General features: G+C 72.0%; 18 protein-coding genes and 1 rRNA gene. 14 read left to right on the forward strand and 5 right to left on the reverse strand.

The annotated features are described in order from the left end of the window. The first annotated feature begins 12 nt into the window (after positions 1-12). Positions 13-129: ribosomal RNA gene (gene rrf, locus CHF15_RS25925) — 5S ribosomal RNA — on the forward strand. Positions 130-186: 57 nt separating this feature from the next. Here the strand turns inward: rrf and CHF15_RS25930 are convergent. Next, positions 187-1227 (reverse strand): hypothetical protein, encoded by a 1041-nt coding sequence (locus CHF15_RS25930; protein ID WP_089226304.1) that lies wholly within the window; start codon positions 1225-1227, stop codon positions 187-189. 122 nt (positions 1228-1349) lie between these two features. Here CHF15_RS25930 and CHF15_RS25935 point away from each other — a divergent pair, with 122 nt between their 5' ends. The 3 genes from CHF15_RS25935 to CHF15_RS25945 are packed head-to-tail and all read left to right on the forward strand — an operon-like array spanning position 1350 to position 4396. Further along, positions 1350-1997 (forward strand): HAD family hydrolase, encoded by a 648-nt coding sequence (locus tag CHF15_RS25935; protein WP_089226452.1) that lies wholly within the window; start codon positions 1350-1352, stop codon positions 1995-1997. Between the two features lie 43 nt (positions 1998-2040). Next, the gene (locus tag CHF15_RS25940) at positions 2041-3270 is read left to right on the forward strand and encodes an MFS transporter (protein ID WP_089226305.1); all 1230 of its coding nucleotides are present in this window, start codon (positions 2041-2043) and stop codon (positions 3268-3270) included. Further along, positions 3221-4396 (forward strand): acetoin utilization protein AcuC, encoded by a 1176-nt coding sequence (locus CHF15_RS25945; RefSeq protein ID WP_089226306.1) that lies wholly within the window; start codon positions 3221-3223, stop codon positions 4394-4396. The genes CHF15_RS25940 and CHF15_RS25945 overlap by 50 nt, the downstream gene beginning before the upstream one ends. A 28-nt stretch (positions 4397-4424) precedes the next feature. Here the strand turns inward: CHF15_RS25945 and CHF15_RS25950 are convergent, their stop codons facing one another. Beyond that, positions 4425-5978 carry a GMC family oxidoreductase gene (locus tag CHF15_RS25950; protein WP_089226307.1) on the reverse strand — a complete coding sequence of 518 codons (1554 nt, stop codon included), beginning with the start codon at positions 5976-5978 and terminating at the stop codon, positions 4425-4427. A gap of 145 nt (positions 5979-6123) precedes the next feature. On the opposite strand from CHF15_RS25950, the gene CHF15_RS25955 reads away from it, so the two are divergent. From CHF15_RS25955 to CHF15_RS25975, 5 genes are all read left to right on the forward strand, one after another. Further along, complete coding sequence (locus tag CHF15_RS25955; RefSeq protein ID WP_089226308.1) at positions 6124-6939, forward strand: phosphatase; 816 nt, start codon at positions 6124-6126, stop codon at positions 6937-6939. 128 nt (positions 6940-7067) lie between these two features. Continuing rightward, positions 7068-7280: a helix-turn-helix domain-containing protein gene (locus CHF15_RS25960; protein ID WP_018558718.1), complete on the forward strand. Its 213-nt coding sequence runs from the start codon at positions 7068-7070 to the stop codon at positions 7278-7280. A gap of 107 nt (positions 7281-7387) precedes the next feature. Further along, positions 7388-7486: a 30S ribosomal protein bS22 gene (locus CHF15_RS25965; protein ID WP_003948845.1), complete on the forward strand. Its 99-nt coding sequence runs from the start codon at positions 7388-7390 to the stop codon at positions 7484-7486. Positions 7487-7667: 181 nt separating this feature from the next. Then, positions 7668-8720, forward strand: coding sequence for an NAD-dependent epimerase/dehydratase family protein (locus CHF15_RS25970; protein ID WP_089226310.1), 1053 nt, complete (start codon positions 7668-7670; stop codon positions 8718-8720). Between the two features lie 26 nt (positions 8721-8746). Further along, entirely contained in the window at positions 8747-9955 is a 1209-nt protein-coding gene (locus CHF15_RS25975; protein ID WP_089226311.1) for a lysophospholipid acyltransferase family protein, read from the forward strand. Between the two features lie 100 nt (positions 9956-10055). On the opposite strand, the gene CHF15_RS25980 is transcribed toward CHF15_RS25975, so the two are convergent. From CHF15_RS25980 to CHF15_RS25990, 3 genes are all read right to left on the reverse strand, one after another. Next, a complete protein-coding gene (locus tag CHF15_RS25980) occupies positions 10056-11249 on the reverse strand; it encodes a DUF5667 domain-containing protein (protein WP_089226312.1) in 1194 nt (397 codons plus the stop codon). Positions 11250-11465: 216 nt separating this feature from the next. Further along, a complete protein-coding gene (locus CHF15_RS25985) occupies positions 11466-12260 on the reverse strand; it encodes an ECF subfamily RNA polymerase sigma factor, BldN family (RefSeq protein ID WP_026250935.1) in 795 nt (264 codons plus the stop codon). 307 nt (positions 12261-12567) lie between these two features. After that, on the reverse strand, positions 12568-13488 hold the full coding sequence (locus CHF15_RS25990) for an HAD family hydrolase (RefSeq protein WP_089226313.1): 921 nt from the start codon (positions 13486-13488) through the stop codon (positions 12568-12570). 109 nt (positions 13489-13597) lie between these two features. On the opposite strand from CHF15_RS25990, the gene CHF15_RS25995 reads away from it, so the two are divergent. The 5 genes from CHF15_RS25995 to hemC all read left to right on the forward strand — a co-directional run bounded on the left by CHF15_RS25995 (position 13598) and on the right by hemC (position 17999). Then, the gene (locus tag CHF15_RS25995) at positions 13598-13894 is read left to right on the forward strand and encodes a glutaredoxin family protein (protein ID WP_089226314.1); all 297 of its coding nucleotides are present in this window, start codon (positions 13598-13600) and stop codon (positions 13892-13894) included. Positions 13895-13988: 94 nt separating this feature from the next. Continuing rightward, the gene (locus CHF15_RS26000) at positions 13989-14711 is read left to right on the forward strand and encodes a 3'-5' exonuclease (protein ID WP_245939049.1); all 723 of its coding nucleotides are present in this window, start codon (positions 13989-13991) and stop codon (positions 14709-14711) included. A gap of 131 nt (positions 14712-14842) precedes the next feature. After that, entirely contained in the window at positions 14843-15613 is a 771-nt protein-coding gene (locus CHF15_RS26005; protein ID WP_089226315.1) for a redox-sensing transcriptional repressor Rex, read from the forward strand. Continuing rightward, positions 15610-17034: a glutamyl-tRNA reductase gene (locus tag CHF15_RS26010; RefSeq protein ID WP_089226316.1), complete on the forward strand. Its 1425-nt coding sequence runs from the start codon at positions 15610-15612 to the stop codon at positions 17032-17034. Before CHF15_RS26005 ends, CHF15_RS26010 begins: the two co-directional genes overlap by 4 nt. Next, positions 17031-17999, forward strand: coding sequence for a hydroxymethylbilane synthase (hemC, locus tag CHF15_RS26015; protein WP_089226317.1), 969 nt, complete (start codon positions 17031-17033; stop codon positions 17997-17999). The genes CHF15_RS26010 and hemC overlap by 4 nt, the downstream gene beginning before the upstream one ends. Positions 18000-18020: the final 21 nt, after the last annotated feature.

The following is an 18020-nucleotide window of genomic DNA, read 5'->3' on the forward strand; positions in this document are numbered from 1 at the left end:
GTTTCATAGTGTTTCGGTGGTCATAGCGTTAGGGAAACGCCCGGTTACATTCCGAACCCGGAAGCTAAGCCTTTCAGCGCCGATGGTACTGCAGGGGGGACCCTGTGGGAGAGTAGGACGCCGCCGAACAAATATTGAGCCCCGGCTCCCGAGTTTAATCACTCGGGGGCCGGGGCTTTTCTGCGTTCAGCGCACTCCGGTCCAGATGACCGGCTTCAGTACGTCGTCGCGGACGGCGCAGCCGCCCACCCTGCCGTTGTCGGCGGCGGCGAAGGCATCCGCGTCGCCGTCCTCCTGGAGGCGGGGCAGCGCGCGGATCGGCCCCGTGCCGGTCCAGAACTCGGCGGTGCCGGGCGGGTATCCGGGCGGAGAGCCGAAACTGGTCGGGGCGCCGCCGACGACGAGGCCCGTGGTGGGACTGATCGCCCGGAAGTAGCCCTCGTTGTAGTAACCCGGCAGACCGGGGACGCGTATGCCATCCGCGGTGTACGGCGGGTCCCAGTAGGTCTCGTACTGGCTGTCGGAGAAGAAGTCGCCGGCGCTGCCCACGATGCGGCCGTGTTCGTCGACGGCGGCGGGGGCGTAGGAGACTCCCTCGGGAAGCTCGGTGGGCAGCAGGCGTTGGGCCGGTTCGTCGGTTCCCGCGGGCCAGACCACGGCGCCGTCGCCGTCGGCGCCGACGACCGTGCCGGAGTTGTTGATGCTGACGGCGCTCCACACGGAGGAGAACGGGCTGGAGGACCGCAGTTCGCGCTCCACGGCGTCGCGGTGCCAGACGTACGCCGTGTGGTTCTCGCCCGTGCCGACGATACGGCCGTGGTCGTTGACGTCGTTCGCGGTCAGGCTGTTCGGGAGGATCGTGGCGGTGCGCCGGCCCTGCCGGTAACTGAAGCCGACGGCGTGATCCCAAGAGGGGAAGAGCACGGTGCCGACCATCAGTCCGTGCCGGTTGACGGCGCTGACCTCTCCCGTTCCGTAGCCGTAAGCGGCCGGGAACGGGACGCGGTGGACGCTGCGTCCGGTCCAGTAGACCGGGGCGTTGCCGCTGGATCCGCCCGCGATGCCCGGGTGGCCCAGGGCGTGGACCTGCCCGTTGCCGCCGGGGAGCGTGTCGAGGACGTGGATGCGCGGTCCGGCTGCGACGGCGGCCGCGACCGCGGGGGCGGCCGGGGTGACGAGGGCGGTCAGGCCCGCCCCGGCGAGTGTGAGGAAGCTTCGGCGTCTCAAGGATGTCCCCCTTCCGCCGGGACGCGGTGCCCCGTCGGCCGTCCATGATGGGCGAGGGGTGCCGGCGGACGGGTGGATTCAGCCCGGACCGGCCGGATCCGGTGCCCGACTACAGTGGGGCGGTGCGCTATGACCTGGTCATCTTCGACAACGACGGCGTGCTCGTGGACAGCGAGCCGCTCTCCAACCGCATTCTGGCGGGCCTGCTGACGGAGCTGGGCCACCCCACCACCTATGAGGAGTCCGTCCGGGACTACATGGGTGCGGCGATGCACCGCGTCCACGACCTGGTGGCGGAGCGCACGGGCCGGCAGTTGCCCGCGGACTTCGACGCCACGTACTACGCGCGGGTCTTCGAAGGCTTCCGGCGTGAACTGGAGCCGGTGCCCGGTGTGGTGACCGTGCTGGGGAAACTGGCGGCGGACGGTGTCCCGTACTGCGTCGCGTCCTCCGGCAGCCACGAGCGGATCCGGGTCGCGCTGAAGAAGACCGAGTTGTACGGGTACTTCGGCGAGGAGCGGATCTTCAGTTCGCAGGACGTGGGACGCGGGAAGCCGGCGCCCGACCTGTTCCTGCACGCGGCGCGCACGATGGGCGTGGCGCCGGAGCGGTGCGCCGTGGTGGAGGACAGCCCGCTCGGGGTGCGTGCCGCGGTGGCGGCCGGGATGGACGCCTACGCGTTCACGGCGATGACGCCCGCGGAGAAACTGGCGGGGGCGCGGGAGCTGTTCGGGGACATGGCGGAGCTGCCCGCGAAACTGTTCGTGTGATCGATCTACCCGTCCGTAGCTCGCGGCCCTACGCTGCACGCTCATGGAGGGCTTCGGCGGCGGTTTGCGTCATGGACGGGCCTCGTTGGCCGTCGGTTTCTTCGCACAGGGGGCGGCCTTCGCGCTGCTGGTGACCCGGATCCCGGCGCTGCAGGACCGGTACGGCGTCAGTGACGCGCTGCTGCCGGCGTTCCTCGCCGCGGTGCCCGTGCTGGCGGGCGTGGGGAGTGTCGCCACCGAGCACCTGGTGAAGCGGGTGCGGCCGAGTGTGGTGCTGCGCTGGGTGCAACCGGTGGTGTGCCTGGCGCTGCTGGGCGCCGGTGCCGGGAACGCGCTGTGGCAACTTGCCGCGTCGCTGGCCGTGTTCGGGATATGCGTCGGCGCCCTGGACGCGTCCATGAACATGCTCGGGGTGAGCCTGCAGCGTGCGTACGGGCGCAGCATCATGCTGGGCTTCCACGCCGCGTACAGTCTCGGCGGCATCCTGGGGGCGTCGCTGGCCTGGGCGGGAGCGCACTGGCACCTGTCGCTGGCGGTGCTGTACGGGCCGGTGGTGGCGGTGCTGATCCCGCTGACGCTGGTCGCCAGCCGCTGGTACGTCGACCGGAAGACGGAGGCACATGACGCCACGGCCACGGCCACGGCCGCCGCGGCTCCAGTGGCGATGCGGCTGCTGCTCCCGCTGTGCCTGGTGATGGCGTTCGCGTACATCGGCGACTCCACCGTCTCCAACTGGAGCGCGAAGTACCTGCAGGACGTGCTCGGCGGCTCCGAGCAGCTGGCCACCGTCCCGTACAACGTCTACATGGTCACCACCCTGCTGGGCCGCTCGGTCGGCGACCTCGGTGTGCGGCGGTTCGGGGCGGCCGCGGTGGTGCGTACGGGCGCGCTGGTGGCGGCAGCGGGCTTCGCGGTGGTCGCGGCCGCGCCGGGCGCGTGGGTGGGGATGGCGGGTTTCACGCTGCTGGGTCTGGGGTTGTGCGTGATCGTGCCGCAGACGTTCGCGGCTGCCGGGCGGCTGTTCCCGGGGGCTTCGGACACGGCGATCGCGCGGCTGAACATCTTCAACTACGTGGGTTTCCTGGTCGGTTCCCCCCTGGTGGGGGCCCTGGGCGATGCCTGGAGCTACCGGGGGGCGATGCTTGTGCCGATGCTGCTGGTGGCGGCGACGCTGCTGTACGCCCGCTCGTTCGGGACGGAGCCCGCCCGATACGGTGTCGACCATGAGCGGCCGCGCACAGCTGATGTGGGACGAGCAGGTAACGGGCTATGACTTCGGTCGCGGCCACCCGATGGACCCGGTGCGGCTCGCACTGACCATGGGGCTGGTCCGGGCGCTCGGACTGGACCGGGCGCTCACCGTCACCGCGGCCCCCGTGGCCGGCGACTCGACACTGTGCCTGGTGCACGACGCGGAGTACGTGGCGGCGGTGCGCCGCGCCTCCGCCGACCCGAAGGCCATGACGGAACTGGCGTACGGCCTCGGCACCGAGGACACCCCGGCGTTCGCGGGCATGCACGAGGTCTCGGCGCTGATCGCGGGCCAGTCGGTGGGGGCGGCCGAGGCGGTGTGGCGCGGCGAGGTGACGCACGCGGTGAACTTCGCGGGCGGGCTGCACCACGCGATGCCGGGGATGGCCTCGGGTTTCTGCGTCTACAACGACGCCGCGCTGGCCGTCGCCCGGCTGCTGGAGCTGGGCGCGGAGCGCGTCGCGTACGTGGACGTGGACGTGCACCACGGGGACGGCGTCCAGACGGCCTTCTGGGACGATCCGCGCGTGCTGACGATCTCGCTGCACGAGCACCCCCGCACGCTCTTCCCGCAGACCGGCTGGCCGGAGGAGACCGGCGGCCCGGCGGCGGAGGGCGGCGCGGTGAACGTGGCGCTGCCGGCCGGCACCGGGGACGAGGGCTGGCTGCGGGCGTTCGACGCGGTCGTCCCCGAGCTGCTCGCGGCCTTCCGGCCGCAGGCGCTGGTGACCCAGCACGGCGCGGACACGCACTTCGAGGACCCGCTGGCGCACCTCGCGGTGAGCCTGGACGCGCAGCGGGCCGTGGCGGAGGCGCTGCACGGCCTGGCGCACGAGCACGCCGAGGGCCGGTGGGTCGCCCTGGGCGGGGGCGGATACGCGGTGGTGGACGTGGTGCCCCGGACGTGGGCGCACCTGGTGGGCATCGCCGCGGGGCAGCCGGTCGCGCCGGAGACGGCGACGCCCGAGGAGTGGCGGGCGGAGGTGTACCGCAGGACGCGCCAGATGGGGCCGTTGTGGATGACGGACGGCCGGGACGCGGCGTTCAGCGGTTTCCACGACGCGGGGTACGACCCGGCGGACCGGCTGGACCAGGCGATCCTGGCGACCCGGCGGGCGGTCTTCCCGCTGCACGGGCTGCTGCCCTAGGTACGACCGGATCCCCACGGGAATGGGCTCAGGCGCCGGTGCGCAGCAGCTGCGCCGCGCGTTCCGCGATGGCGTAGACGGTGGCGTTCGTATTGGCGGAGACCGGGCCCGGCATCACGGACGCGTCGGCCACCCGCAGGCCGTCGACGCCGCGTACCCGCAGTTCGGGATCGACGACGGCGTAGGCGTCGGTGCCGATGCGGCAGGTGCCGGCGTAGTGGTTGTAGGAGCGCAGGTTGCGGCGCAGGTAGGCGCGCAGTTCGGTGGTGCCGGTGGTGTCCGGGCCGGGGAGGACCTCCTCGCCGTACCACTCGGCCAGGGCGGGGGCGGCGGCGAGCTCCCGGGCGGCGTCCAGGCCCCGCGCCATGGTGTCGAGGTCGCGGACGTCGGCGTAGTAGCGGGGGTCGATGAGCGGTGGCGCGCCGGGGGCGGTGCCGGAGAGCCGGACCGTTCCGTGGCCGTGCGGCGCCATCAGGGCGACCATGATCGTCCAGCCTTCGCCGACGGCGGGCCCCGGCAGGCTCTCCTCGCGGATCGGGACGTCGGCGATGTGCAACTGAACGTCGGGGCCCGGCGCTTCGGGCCGGGTGCGGATCAGGCCCTGGACCTCGCCGTGGTTGTTGGCGCCGGGCGGAACGGGGCGGGCGGCCCGTACGACGACGCCGGAGAGGACGTGGTCCAGCAGGTGGGAGCCGACGCCCGGCAGGTGCACGGCGGTGGGGATGCCCCAGTGGCGCAGGTGGTTGCGGGGGCCGATGCCGGAGAGCATGAGCAGCTGCGGGGTGCCGACCGCGCCCGCGGCCAGGACGACCTGCCCGGAGGGGGAGCGGCGGGCCGTGCGCGGCTCGCCGTCGACGGCGTACTCCACGCCCGTGCAGCGGTCGCCGGCCAGGAGCACCCGGTGCGCGAGGGCTCCGGTGACCACGTGGAGGCCCGGCCGGCGTAGCGCCGGGCGCAGGTAGGCCGTGGCGGCGTCCTGGCGTACGCCGTCGGCGATGCTGAGGTCGCCCCAGCCGAACCCCTCCTCCAGGCCGCCGGTGAGGTCGCGCGCCTCGCGGTGGCCGGCCTCGACCGCGGCACGCAGGAAGGCCCGGGCGAGCGGGTGGCGGTCGGTGGCAGGGCCGACGCGCAGGGGGCCGTCCATGCCGCGCAGTTCCGGGTCGCGGTCCGGGACGCCGGTCAGGTCCTCGCTGCGGCGGAAGCAGGGCAGCAGGTCGTCCCAGCCCCAGCCGTCGGCGCCCTCGGCGGCCCAGGCGTCGTAGCCGGAGGGGTGGCCGCGCAGGAAGTTCATGGCGTTGACGGCCGAGCTGCCGCCCAGGCCGCGGCCGCGGGGCCACGGTACGACGAGGCCGGTCTCGGTCTGCGGTACGGTGCGGTCCGCCCAGTCGAGCCGGGTGCCGAGCAGGCTCGGCCAGGCCGCGGGGACGGAGACCTGCGGGGGGCGGTCGGCTCCGCCGGCCTCGAGGAGCAGCACACGGGCCGCGTCGTCCTCGCAGAGGCGGGCCGCGAGCACGCATCCCGCGGATCCCGCCCCCACCACGATGTAGTCGAACTCGTCCGCGCCCGCGGAGGTGTCGGCCACGGGAGACCCTCCCGTCGCTGTCGCGCTCTATGCCTGAATTGTACGGAGGGCTCCGCCGGGGGCGCCGACCCGAACAACCGCCCCTCGGGAGTGATGTTCGGGCCGTTCCGGCACGTGAGGGGGCGGTGAGGGCCACCATCGGCACGTGGTGACACTTGCCGCGCTGCGGGCGCATCTGGTGGGGGCGGGGATCGCGGGGGTCGTGGCGACACCGCGGGAGAAGAGCCTGCGCAGCTATCGGCTGTTCGTGGCGGGCGATCCGCGGCAGACCCTGGGGCTGGAGCCGGCGCGGTCCTGGACGCAGTCCGGTCTTCTGCGGTTGATGGCCGACCGATGTGGGGTTTCGCCTGACCCGGGGCACACTTCCGGGCAGGATGTGATCGACCCGGACCGCACGCTGGCGGGGCTCGAGGCCTTCGCCGTCCGGTTGAAGGAGGCCGCGCAGCGCAGGGAGCCCGTACTCATCGGTACTGGTCACCCGCATCGCCTGCTCGGATTCTACGCCGGATTGGCGGCCGCCCTGTCGGCGGCGGGATGCCCCGTCCTCACCCCATCGCATGGCCGATGTATCGACATGGCGACGCAATTCGGCCTACGCACGTACAACCTCTGGTACGTAGGGGGAGTCGCGACGGTCCGTGATGCGCCGGGTGAGGGCGCCCGTGGTGCGCCGGCGGTACACACACACTCCCCGCTCCCGGTTCGGGCCGCGCTGGCCGGTGCGGCAGGACGCGGGGGGCTGCTGCCGAGCCTCGTGGTGGGAGACCACGGCTGGGTCTGCGGAGCAGGTCAGCTGGGCATCGAGGCCATCGGACTGGCCGATTCGGACGACCCGGCGGTTTTCGTGGCCGAGACGGAGGGCAGGGTCTCGGCCGTGGTTCCGCTTGATGACGCTGTGCGGTCCGATTACTACCGACCGCTTACGCGCTATGTACTCAATCGAGCGTGTCTGTCACAGTAGTCAACCGATCGCTACTCCTCTTCCCCACTTGCATCATGCGCACCTAATCTGGGGAGGAGCGCACGTGCGAGAGGGAGTCACCGGAGGGGAAGCCGGTGCCCGTCATGTGCGGAAGGTTCAGGTGTGTCATGGCTTCAAGCGAGAGGCCTCTCAACGAGGTCGTGTTCCTGACCGTGGCAGAGGTCGCCGCGGTGATGCGAGTGTCCAAGATGACCGTGTACCGGCTGGTGCACAGCGGTCATCTGCCGGCGATCCGGGTGGGGAGGTCCTTCCGGGTGCCGGAGCAGGCCGTCCATGACTATCTTCGGGAGTCCTACGTGGGGGTGGGGGAAACTGCCTGACGACCGCCTCGGTTTCTGCTCGGCGCTTGCGGACGGGTAGGCTGAGCCGACGTAGGTCGTGTGGGCTCGGACGCCCCGCACCGAGTGAAAACGAAGCGAGGGTAGTCGTGGGCTCTGTCATCAAGAAGCGGCGCAAGCGTATGGCCAAGAAGAAGCACCGCAAGCTGCTGAAGCGTACGCGTGTGCAGCGTCGCAACAAGAAGTAAGCGAGCTACGCGTCGCACCTCGCTGCCCTCCCGCCCCCACGGACCGTGGGGGCGGGAGGGCAGCGGCGTTCCCGGGGCCGCCGGGCGGGCTCCTCGACGGTGCTCGTACGTTCGGGCGTCATCACGGCGCAACAACGAACCGATACGGTGCGTACATGCGGTGCGAGGGAAGGCGCTGATCTTGGGCAAAGTGGTGCTGGTGACCGGAGTCGCCCGCCAGCTCGGCGGCCGGCTGGTACGACGTGTGATGCGCGACCCCGACGTCGACCGGGTGATCGCGGTCGACACGATGCCGCCCACACACCAACTGGGCGGTGCCGAGTTCGTCCGTGCCGACATCAGGCACCCGATGATCGCGAAGGTGCTGGCGGAGCACTCGGTGGACACGGTGGTCCACATGGACGTCAGCGGCACGCTGCCCGGTCGCAGCAGCCGGACCGCGGTCAAGGAGACCAACGTCATCGGCACGATGCAGCTGCTCGGCGCCTGCCAGAAGGCCCCGACGGTGCGCCGCCTGGTGGTGAAGTCCACCACGAGCGTGTACGGCTCCGCCCCCCGCGATCCCGCGGTCTTCACCGAGTCCATGCCGCCCAAGTCGCTGCCCAGCGGCGGCTTCGCCAAGGACGCGGTCGAAGTCGAGGGCTATGTGCGCGGCTTCGCACGGCGCCGTCCGGATGTTGCCGTATCGGTTCTGCGGTTCGCCAACATCCTGGGCCCGCGGGCCGACACGCCCCTCGCCGAGTACTTCGCGCTGCCGGTGCTGCCGACCGTGTTCGGCTACGACCCGCGGCTGCAGTTCGTCCACGAGGACGACGTCGTCGACGTCCTCATGCTGGCCCTGCGCGACGAGCGCAACGGGACGATCAACAGCGGCACGTTCAACATCGCCGGTGACGGGGTGCTCCTGCTGTCGCAGACCGCGCGACGGCTGGGGAAGCCCACGGTGCCGGTGCTGCTGCCCGCGGTGACGTGGGTGGGGCAGATGCTGCGCACCGCCGGCGTCACCGACTTCTCGCGGGAGCAGATCCGGTTGCTCACCCACGGCAGGGTCGTGGACACCACGCAGATGCGCGAGACGCTCGGCTTCGCCCCGAAGTACACCACCGCCGAGACCTTCAGCGACTTCGCCCGCAGTCGCGGCCCCGGCCTGTTGCCGCCCGATCGGCTCGCGGAGGCCGTCGACCGGCTCGCCGCCCTGGTCCCCGCGGGCGGCCCCCGAGGACTGAGCTCGTGAGCACTGCTGCGAGGAGGAACCGCACCATGGCGGACGCCAAGGTCATCCCGTTCGACGAGGACACGCGGACGCGGAGGGGGGCGCCGCGCTCGCGCGGGCGGGCCGCGGCCCGCGGCAAGGCGGGCGGCGACGCCGGGAACGCGGTGGCCGCGCTGCCGGTCGAGGAGCGGGCCACGCGGTCCGCGGCCGCGGACGAGGCCGACGCCGTCGAAGGCGCCGTGACGGCCTCCGCGGACACCCCCGGCACCGGTGGTGCGGATGGGGCGTCCGAGGGCGCACAGACCGCTCCGGAGGGCGCTGAGGGGCATCCCGGCGGCACCCCGGGCGGTACTCCGGGTAGTCCGGGCGGCCCGCTGGCGGCGGCGCTCGGCTCGGCCGCGGACCGGCTGCTGGGGAAACCCTGGGAGCGCCGGGTGGCGCACGGCCTGGCCTTCCTGCGCCGCCGGATCACCGGCGACTACGAGGTCGACGACTTCGGCTACGACGAGGAGCTCACCGACCAGGTCCTGATGTCGCTGCTCCGGCCGCTGTACGAGTCGTACTTCCGGGTCGAGGTGAAGGGCATCGAGAACATCCCGGCCGAGGGCGGCGCCCTGGTGGTGGCCAACCACTCCGGGACACTGCCGATGGACGGCCTGATGATGCAGGTCGCCGTCCACGACCACCACCCCGCGGGGCGGCACCTGCGACTGCTGGCGGCGGATCTGGTGTTCATGCTGCCGCTCGTCAACGAGCTGGCCCGCAAGGCCGGGCACACCCTCGCCTGCGCGGAGGACGCCCAGCTGCTGCTGGAACGCGGTGAGGTCGTCGGTGTGATGCCCGAGGGCTTCAAGGGGCTGGGGAAGCCCTTCTCCGAGCGCTACAAGCTGCAGCGCTTCGGGCGGGGCGGTTTCGTCGCGACCGCGCTCAAGACCGGGGTGCCGATCGTGCCGTGCTCCATCGTGGGCGCGGAGGAGATCTACCCGATGATCGGCAACGCGAAGACGGTGGCCCGGCTGCTGGGCTTCCCGTACGTCCCGGTGACGCCGACGTTCCCGTGGCTCGGGCCGCTGGGTATGGTGCCGCTGCCGACGAAGTGGACGATCCAGTTCGGCGAGCCGATCCCCACGGACGGCTACGCGCCGGAGGCGGCCGAGGACCCGATGCTGGTCTTCAATCTGACCGACCAGGTGCGGGAGACCATCCAGCACACCCTCTACAAGCTGCTGGTGCAGCGCCGCTCTGTCTTCTTCTAGAGCCTCGGCCTCCGGCCTCCGGGGCTGCCGCCGGCTCGCGGGGGCCGGAACCCATGGTGGGCCGGGGCGTGACGCCCCGGCCCACCATGTGAGGTCCCGCTCAGTCGTCCCTGTCGTCCTCGGCGCTCAGCCCGAGGCCCGGGAGCAGTCCGGGCAGCAGCGGCGGGAGGGTGACCGACGGCTGGGTGCCGTCGCCGCCCGGGGAGCTGCCCCCGCTCGGCGGGGGGTCGAGCAGATCGCCCGTGCCGCCGATGAGGCCGCTGTCCGCGCTGCGGGACGCCGACGGGCTGGCCTTGTCGCCGCCGCGCTCGTCGGCCGAGCCGCTCGCGGAGCCGCTGACCGAGGGCGAGGGCCCCCGGGTGCCGCTCGCGGAGCGGTTTCCGCCGCCCGGGACACCGCGGCCGTCACTGTGGCCGGCGCCGGTGTCGGGCGGCAACAGCTTCTGCAGCGGCGCCACTTCGTCCTCTATGGCGTCGAAGACGGAGGTGACCTTGTTCCCCACGTCGTCGAGCCGGGAGGGCAGCCGGCCGCGCAGCTCCGTCCAGCCCCTGCGGTGGTTGCTGGAGAACGCGGAGAGCGTCTCGATCGGCCGCAGCGAACCGTCCTTGCGGTACGCGGCGGCGAGCAGCCGATGGCCCTCGGAGGCCTCCTGCTGCATCCCGGACAGCGCCTTGCGGATCTCGCCCACGGACTCGTCGTCGAGATCACCGCCCCGGCCGCGTTCCATGAGGCGGCGGGCCTCCTGGAGCCGGGTGGAGGCGAGGTCGAGATAGACCTTGCCACGGTCGGCGTCGTCGTCGGCGAGGTTGAGGCGCATGTCCTCCATGCCCCGTTTGAGGCCGTAGAGGGTGTCGCCGGGCAGCGCATCGGTGCTCGCGGCGGCGACGCCGCCGAGGGCACCGGCCGCCACGCCCACGGAGAGGCCGCCGGCGGCGAGCCTGCGCGACCACGCCGAGCGCGGCTTCAGTTTGCCGAGACCGCGGCCGCCGGCGCGGTGTGCGCCCCGTCCGCCGTCGCGCTGTACGGGAACCGTCAGGGTGCCGTCGGCGAGCGCCGCCTCCATGGCGGCGATCAACTGGGCACGCTGGACGGTCTTGGTCTCCGGGTCCAGCATCGGCCGCGGCACGTCCTGCAGGGCGTCCGCCAGGGCCAGGAACGTGCCCTGGTCCGGATCCGCATGCCGGTCCGCGGCGTGGGCGCCGTGCTGTACGCCGGCGCCCGTCTGGGGGCCTTCGCCCTCGAGGGCGTCGGCGAAGGCGTTGGCCCGCCGGTGCGCCGTTGGATTCGCGATCACGGGCGGCACCTCCTCTCGTCATCCACCTCGACTCCCCGTAGTGCCTTCAAGGTTGTGCACCTTGAGCCTTTCCACCCGATCGAGTGATCGGAAGCGGGCAGGGCACGGCATTGGGGGGTCCGCATGTGATGCAACGAGTGCCGCCCGAGTTGGGTTACGCAGTCATGATGATCGGACCGTGGAGGCAGTCGCAAGATGAAGATCCATCCATCGCGCTCATCGCGCGTCGTCGGGGAGCAGCCGGGCGAGGGTCCGTACGGCCCGGTACTGCAGGGTCTTGATCGCGCCTTCGTTCTTGCCCATGATGCGGGCCGTCTCCGCGACCGAGAGCCCCTGCAGGAAGCGCAGCGTCACGCACTCCTGCTGCTGGGGGTTGAGCTTGCGCACGGCCCTGAGCAGCGACTCGTTGGACAGCGCCTCCAGGACGCAGTCCTCCGGGCTGGGCTCGACCTCGTTGGCGTCGAGCATCTCCCCGGTGGTCACCTCCAGCCGGAACCGGCTGGACTTGAAGTGGTCGGCCACCAGGTTGCGCGCGATGGTGACCAGCCACGCGCCGAAGTCGCGGCCCTGCCAGGTGAAGGTGCCGATCCGGCGCAGGGCGCGCAGGAAGGTCTCGCTGGTCAGGTCCTCGGCGGTGGCCTTTCCCCCGACGCGGTAGTAGATGTAGCGGTAGACCGTGTCGGAGTAGTGGTCGTACAGCCGGCCGAAGGCCTCGGTCTCGCCGGCCTGGGCGCGCTCGACCAGGTCCATCATGCGTCCGCTGTCGCTGTCGGCCGCCGGCCGGCGCGGGGTGGCGCCCGTGGACCGGTCGGTCTGCTGGGCGTTGCGGGATCGTCTGCCGACCGTGGCCCGACCGTCGGCCAGCGCGTAGGCGCGGCCGGCGGGCGCTGCCGCCGTGGCGAGTGCGGGGACGGGCACGGCGTACGCGGGGACGACGCGCAGCAGGTGCTCAGCCACCAGTGCGCGCAGCGTAGCCAGGCCAGAGGCGTCAACCCCGGTGTGTGGGTACACGGGACTCCCAGAGGCAGAACTTCCATCACGTGCAGTACGGAACCGTTCACCCGTCGTAGGGACGTGTGGGTACCGGCTTGCGTCTGAGGAGAATAACGCTTCGTACAGGCGACGCTACACCGAGTTGCTGAAATCGTCGGTTCCGCCCACTCTCTGGCGGAATGGTGATCGAGTAATTATCGAACACTGAAACGGTGTTGACCACATAGCGTCGTGAAATGCTCGCGTGGAGAGCGTGTTGTGGCTGTGTGGCTCACCGTGAACTGACGGGGCGCCAGAGGGGGACCCGGGCGTGTCGCCCGCGTCCCTAGCGGCGACGGCGCTGCAGGGCCATCGCGGCGGCCGCACCGCCCGCCACGGCGCCCACGCCGGCGGCCGCCGGGATGCCGATCTTCGCCGCCTTGCGGCCCGTACGGTAATCACGCAGCCGCCAGCCCTTTTCGCGGGCGTACTTGCGCAGACGCGTATCGGGATTGATCGCATATGGATGTCCGACGAGCGACAGCATCGGGATGTCGTTCGACGAATCGCTGTACGCGGCGCAGCGCGAGAGTTCGAGTCCCTCCGCGCCGGCGAGCGCCTTCACGGCCTCGGCCTTGGAGGGGCCGTGCAGCGGCTCGCCCACCAGCCGGCCGGTGTAGACGCCGTCGACGTGCTCGGCGACGGTCCCGAGGGCGCCGGTGAGGCCGAGCCTGCGGGCGATGATCGTGGCCGTCTCCACCGGGGCGGCCGTCACCAGCCAGACCCGCTGGCCGGCGTCGAGGTGGGCCTGGGCGAGCGCGCGGGTGCCGGGCCAGATCTTGTCCGCCATGTACTCGTCGTAGATCTCCTCGCCGATGGACATGAGTTCCTCGACGCGGTGCCCCTTGATGATCGTGAGCGCGCTCTCCCGCACCTCCTGCATGTGCTCGGGGTCCTCGGACCCGGCGATGCGGAAGTACGCCTGCTGCCAGGCGAAGCGCGCGAGGTCGCGGCTCTGGAAGAACTTCCGCTTGTACAGGCCGCGCCCGAAGTGGAAGATCGCGGCGCCCTGCATCACGGTGTTGTCCAGGTCGAAGAAGGCGGCCGCGTGCGGATCGCCCACCACTGGGAACGCGGGGGCGCCCGCCCGGTCGTCCTTCTCCTGCGCGGGTGCCGCGAGCGCGGCCTCCGCCGCGGCCTCGCCGGCCAGCACGCTGCGCGCGGTGGCGGAGCGCTTACGGGGGGTGAGCCATCGCAGAGCGGCCATGGGGCGAGCATAGCCAGTCCGTTGGGCAACTCCGGTGCACCGATGGAGCAGGTGAATGAACTCCTCGCGACGAGGGTGTTACCGCGGGTCGGCGGTTGACGGAGGCAGAATGGCCGGCATGAGCCCTCTGTTCGGACGTGAAGCCCGCAATGCCAGGAAAGACCCGGCCGGCCGGACGGTGACGCTGATCGCCAAGCCCGGCTGCCACTTGTGCGACGACGCGCGGACGGTGATCCGCAGGGTCGTCGACGACCTGGGCGCGCGCTTCGAGGAGATGGACATCACGCGCGACGGGGAACTGCACGACCGCTACTGGGAGCAGATCCCGGTCGTCCTCATCGACGGCGAACAGCACACGTTCTGGCGTGTCGACGAGGGCCGGCTGCGGCGCGGGCTGGGCGCCTGAGGGCCCTGATGCGACAGGTGGGCGATTTGCGCGTGTTCCTCTGGACGCGGGTGCTCGTTTACCATCAAGGCGTTTTGTGTAACGGCGGGGGTGCGTGAGCAAGGACGGTGACTGCGTGCTCCCGGGCAGAATTCAGACGCGCGGCGGCTTCGCCGTGGTCGATCTGGAGGCCACCGGTTCCAGTTCGCGGCGCCACCGGGTGGTCGAGCTGGCGGTGGTGCTGCTCGACCGCGACTTCGGCCACGAGGGCGAGTTCTCCACCCTCGTCGACCCCGAGGGGCCGGTCGGCCCCACCCACATCCACGGCATCGAGTCCCGCCACGTCGAGGCGGTCGACGCCCCGCTGTTCGGGCAGATCGCCCCGAGGCTGCTGGGGCTGCTGCGGGGCAGGGTGCTGGTGGGGCACAACGTCGGCTGCGACCGCGCCTTCCTGGCGGCGGAGTACGCCCGGCTCGGCGTGGAGTTCCCCGTCGTCCCCGAACTGTGCACCATGCGGATGGCCGCGCTGCGCGAGCCCGCGCCGGGCGGCCTGAGCCTGCAGGCGTGCGCCGAGGCCGCCGGGCTGACCGGCTGGACCGCGCACACGGCGCTGGGGGACGCCCGCACGACGGCCCGGCTGTTCGCCTCGTACGTCCTGGACCACCCGGGTGGACCCGCGCAGGCGGACAAGGCGCTGGGGCGCGCGGCGGCGGTCGAGTGGCCGCAACTGGCCGGGGCGGACGCGCTGTGGGTGGGGCGCCGGGGCGCGGACCGGGCTCCGGCGTGGAACGTTCCGTCGCAGCAGAAGGTTTCTTATGTCCGTAATGGGGGTGCGTGATGCCGGTCACTTCCCCTGGGCAAATCGGACACCATCTTTGTGCACGCGTTCACAAAGACATAGCCTGGCGTCCACGGGGCGGTCCCAATGACGGGTGCCGCTCGCAGCCCAGCTCTACCCGCAGGAGCATCGTGGCAACTGGCCGAACTCACCGACCGGCGACCCGCAGCCGAGGGATTCCCGAGGCCACCGTCGCCAGGCTCCCGCTGTACCTGCGGGCCCTGACCGCGTTGTCCGAGCGATCGGTGCCCACCGTCTCCTCGGAGGAACTCGCGGCCGCCGCCGGTGTGAACTCCGCCAAGCTGCGCAAGGACTTCTCCTACCTCGGTTCCTACGGAACCCGCGGCGTCGGCTACGACGTCGAGTACCTCGTGTACCAGATCTCCCGTGAACTGGGCCTCACCCAGGACTGGCCGGTCGTCATCGTCGGGATGGGAAACCTCGGGGCCGCGCTCGCCGGGTACGGCGGCTTCGCCTCCCGCGGTTTCCGCATCGCCGCGCTCATCGACGCGGACGTCCAGCTCACCGGCCGGCTCATCGCCGGGCTGCCCGTGCGGCACGCGGACGAGCTGGAGGGCATCGTCGAGGACAACCAGGTGTCCATCGGCGTGATCACCACGCCGGCCGGGGCCGCCCAGGAGGTCTGCGACCGCCTGGTGGCCGCCGGGGTCACCTCGATCCTCAACTTCGCGCCGACCGTGCTGACCGTCCCCGACGGGGTCGACGTCCGCAAGGTCGACCTCTCCATCGAGCTGCAGATCCTCGCCTTCCACGAGCAGCGGAAGGCCGGCGAGGAGCTGGAGAGCAGCCTCACGGCGCCTCCGGTGGCGGCCAAGGCGGTCCGCGACGGCGGCCGCCGTCCGGGACCTGACGGGGACGTCCCCGCCGTGATGCCGGCATGAGCCTCCTCGTCGTCGGACTGAGTCACCGCACGGCCCCCGTCAGCGTCCTGGAGCGCGCGGCGCTCGGTGAGGACACCAAGGGCAAGCTGCTGCTGGACGTCATGGCCGCCGAGCCGGCCAGCGAGGCCGCGGTGCTGTCCACCTGCAACCGCATCGAGCTGTACGCGGACGTCGACAAGTTCCACGCCGGCGTCGCCGAGCTGTCCACGCTGCTCGCCACGCACAGCGGCGTCGGCCTCGACGAGCTGACCCCGCACCTGTACGTGCACTACGAGGACCGGGCCGTCCACCACCTGTTCTCGGTCGCCTGCGGCCTGGACTCCATGGTCGTCGGCGAGGGCCAGATCCTCGGCCAGCTCAAGGACACCCTGGGCCTGGGCCAGGAGCTGCACACCGCGGGCCGGTCCCTGAACGACCTGTTCCAGCAGGCGCTGCGGGTCGGCAAGCGCGCGCACTCCGAGACCGGGATCGACCGGGCCGGGCAGTCGCTGGTCACCTTCGGTCTGGAGCAGATGGCCCAGGCCGTCGGCGGCGTCCCCTTCGAGGAATGGGGCAAGGGCAAGCGCGCGCTGGTCGTGGGCGCCGGCTCGATGAGCTCGCTCGCCGCGGCCACCCTCGCCCGCGCGGGGGCGGGCGAGATCGTGGTCGTCAACCGTACGTTCGAGCGCGCCGAGCGCCTCGCCGAGAGCGTCGGCGGCCGCGCCGCGCCCATGGACGACCTGGCCGGCGAGCTGTCGTACGCCGACATCGTCGTGTCCTGCACCGGGGCGACCGGACTGGTCCTCACCGCCGACACCGTCGCCCGTGCCACGCTCTCCCGGGCCCTGCGCTCCGACGGCGAGCCCGTCGCGCCCATCGGGATGCTCGACCTCGCCCTGCCGCGCGACATCGGCCCGCTGGTGCACTCCCTGGACGGCGCCCACGTCACCGACCTGGAGACGATCGCCGCGGCCGCGGCCGACGCCCCGATGGCGGCCGACGTCGACGAGGTGCGAAAGATCGTTTCGGCTGAGGTGGCCGCCTTCGGCGCCGCCCAGCGTGCCGCGCACATCACGCCGACCGTCGTGGCCCTGCGCGCCATGGCCGCCGACGTGGTCGCCTCCGAACTGGCGCGCCTGGACGGCCGCCTCCCCGATCTGGACGAACGGCAGCGCGCGGAGGTCACCCAGACCGTGCGCCGCGTCGTCGACAAACTCCTGCACGCGCCTACTGTGCGGGTCAAGCAGCTCGCGGGAGAGCCCGGCGGCGCCGGGTACGCCGACGCGCTGCGCGAACTCTTCGACCTGGACCCCCAGGCGGTCGCCGCGGTCAGCAGGGCCGACTCACCGCGCACACCGGTGATCCCCTCCGCTGCCGCGGCCGTCACGCCGGTGGCGTCGGCTGCTTCAGCAACGAGTGACTCGAATCGAGGGCGGGCATGACGAGCCCAACCGCACTGAAACTGGGAACCCGGCGCAGCGCGCTGGCGATGGCGCAGTCCGGCATGGTGGCCGAGCAGGTCCGCCGGATCACCGGTCGTGACGTGGAGCTGGTGGAGATCACCACCTACGGCGACGTCTCGCGCGAGCACCTGGCGCAGATCGGCGGCACCGGCGTCTTCGTCTCCGCCCTGCGCGACGCGCTGCTGCGCGGCGAGATCGACTTCGCCGTCCACTCCCTCAAGGACCTGCCGACCGCCGACCCCGAGGGCCTGACCCTCGCCGCGGTCCCGCTCCGTGAGGACCCGCGCGACGCGCTCATCGCGCGCGACGGCCTCACCTTCGAGCAGCTGGCCGCCTCCCCCCGGGGCGCCCGCATCGGCACCGGTTCGCCGCGCCGCATGGCGCAGCTGAACGCCTGGGCCCGCTCGATGGGGCTGCGCGTCGAGACCGTGCCGATCCGCGGCAACGTCGACACGCGCATCGGATACGTTGCCTCAGGCGACCTCGACGCCGTGGTGCTCGCCGCCGCCGGACTCAGCCGGCTGGGCCGCCTCGCGGAGGCCACCGAGCTGATCTCCCCCGACATCGTGCTGCCCGCTCCCGGACAGGGAGCGCTGGCCGTCGAGTGCCCTGCGGACGACGCAGGGCTCGTCTCCGTGCTCGCCGAGCTCGACGACCCGTTCACCCGGGCCGCCGTGACCGCCGAGCGCGCACTGCTCGCCGCTCTCGAGGCCGGTTGCTCCGCGCCCGTGGGCGCGCTGGCCGATCCCGTCGTCGACGGGCACATCACCGAGCTGCGCCTGCGCGGTGTCGTCGGGACCACCGACGGCTCCTCGCTGGTGCAGATGTCCATCACCGGTCCGACCCCCGCATCCCGGGACGAAGCCGTGGCCCTCGGCCACGAGCTCGCCGACGAGATGCTCGCCAAGGGCGCGGCCGGTCTTATGGGGGAGCGCGAACTTTGAGCCCCACCGCCGCCGCAGCGA

The sequence above is a fragment of the Actinacidiphila glaucinigra genome, assembly GCF_900188405.1.
GTDB lineage: Bacteria > Actinomycetota > Actinomycetes > Streptomycetales > Streptomycetaceae > Actinacidiphila > Actinacidiphila glaucinigra.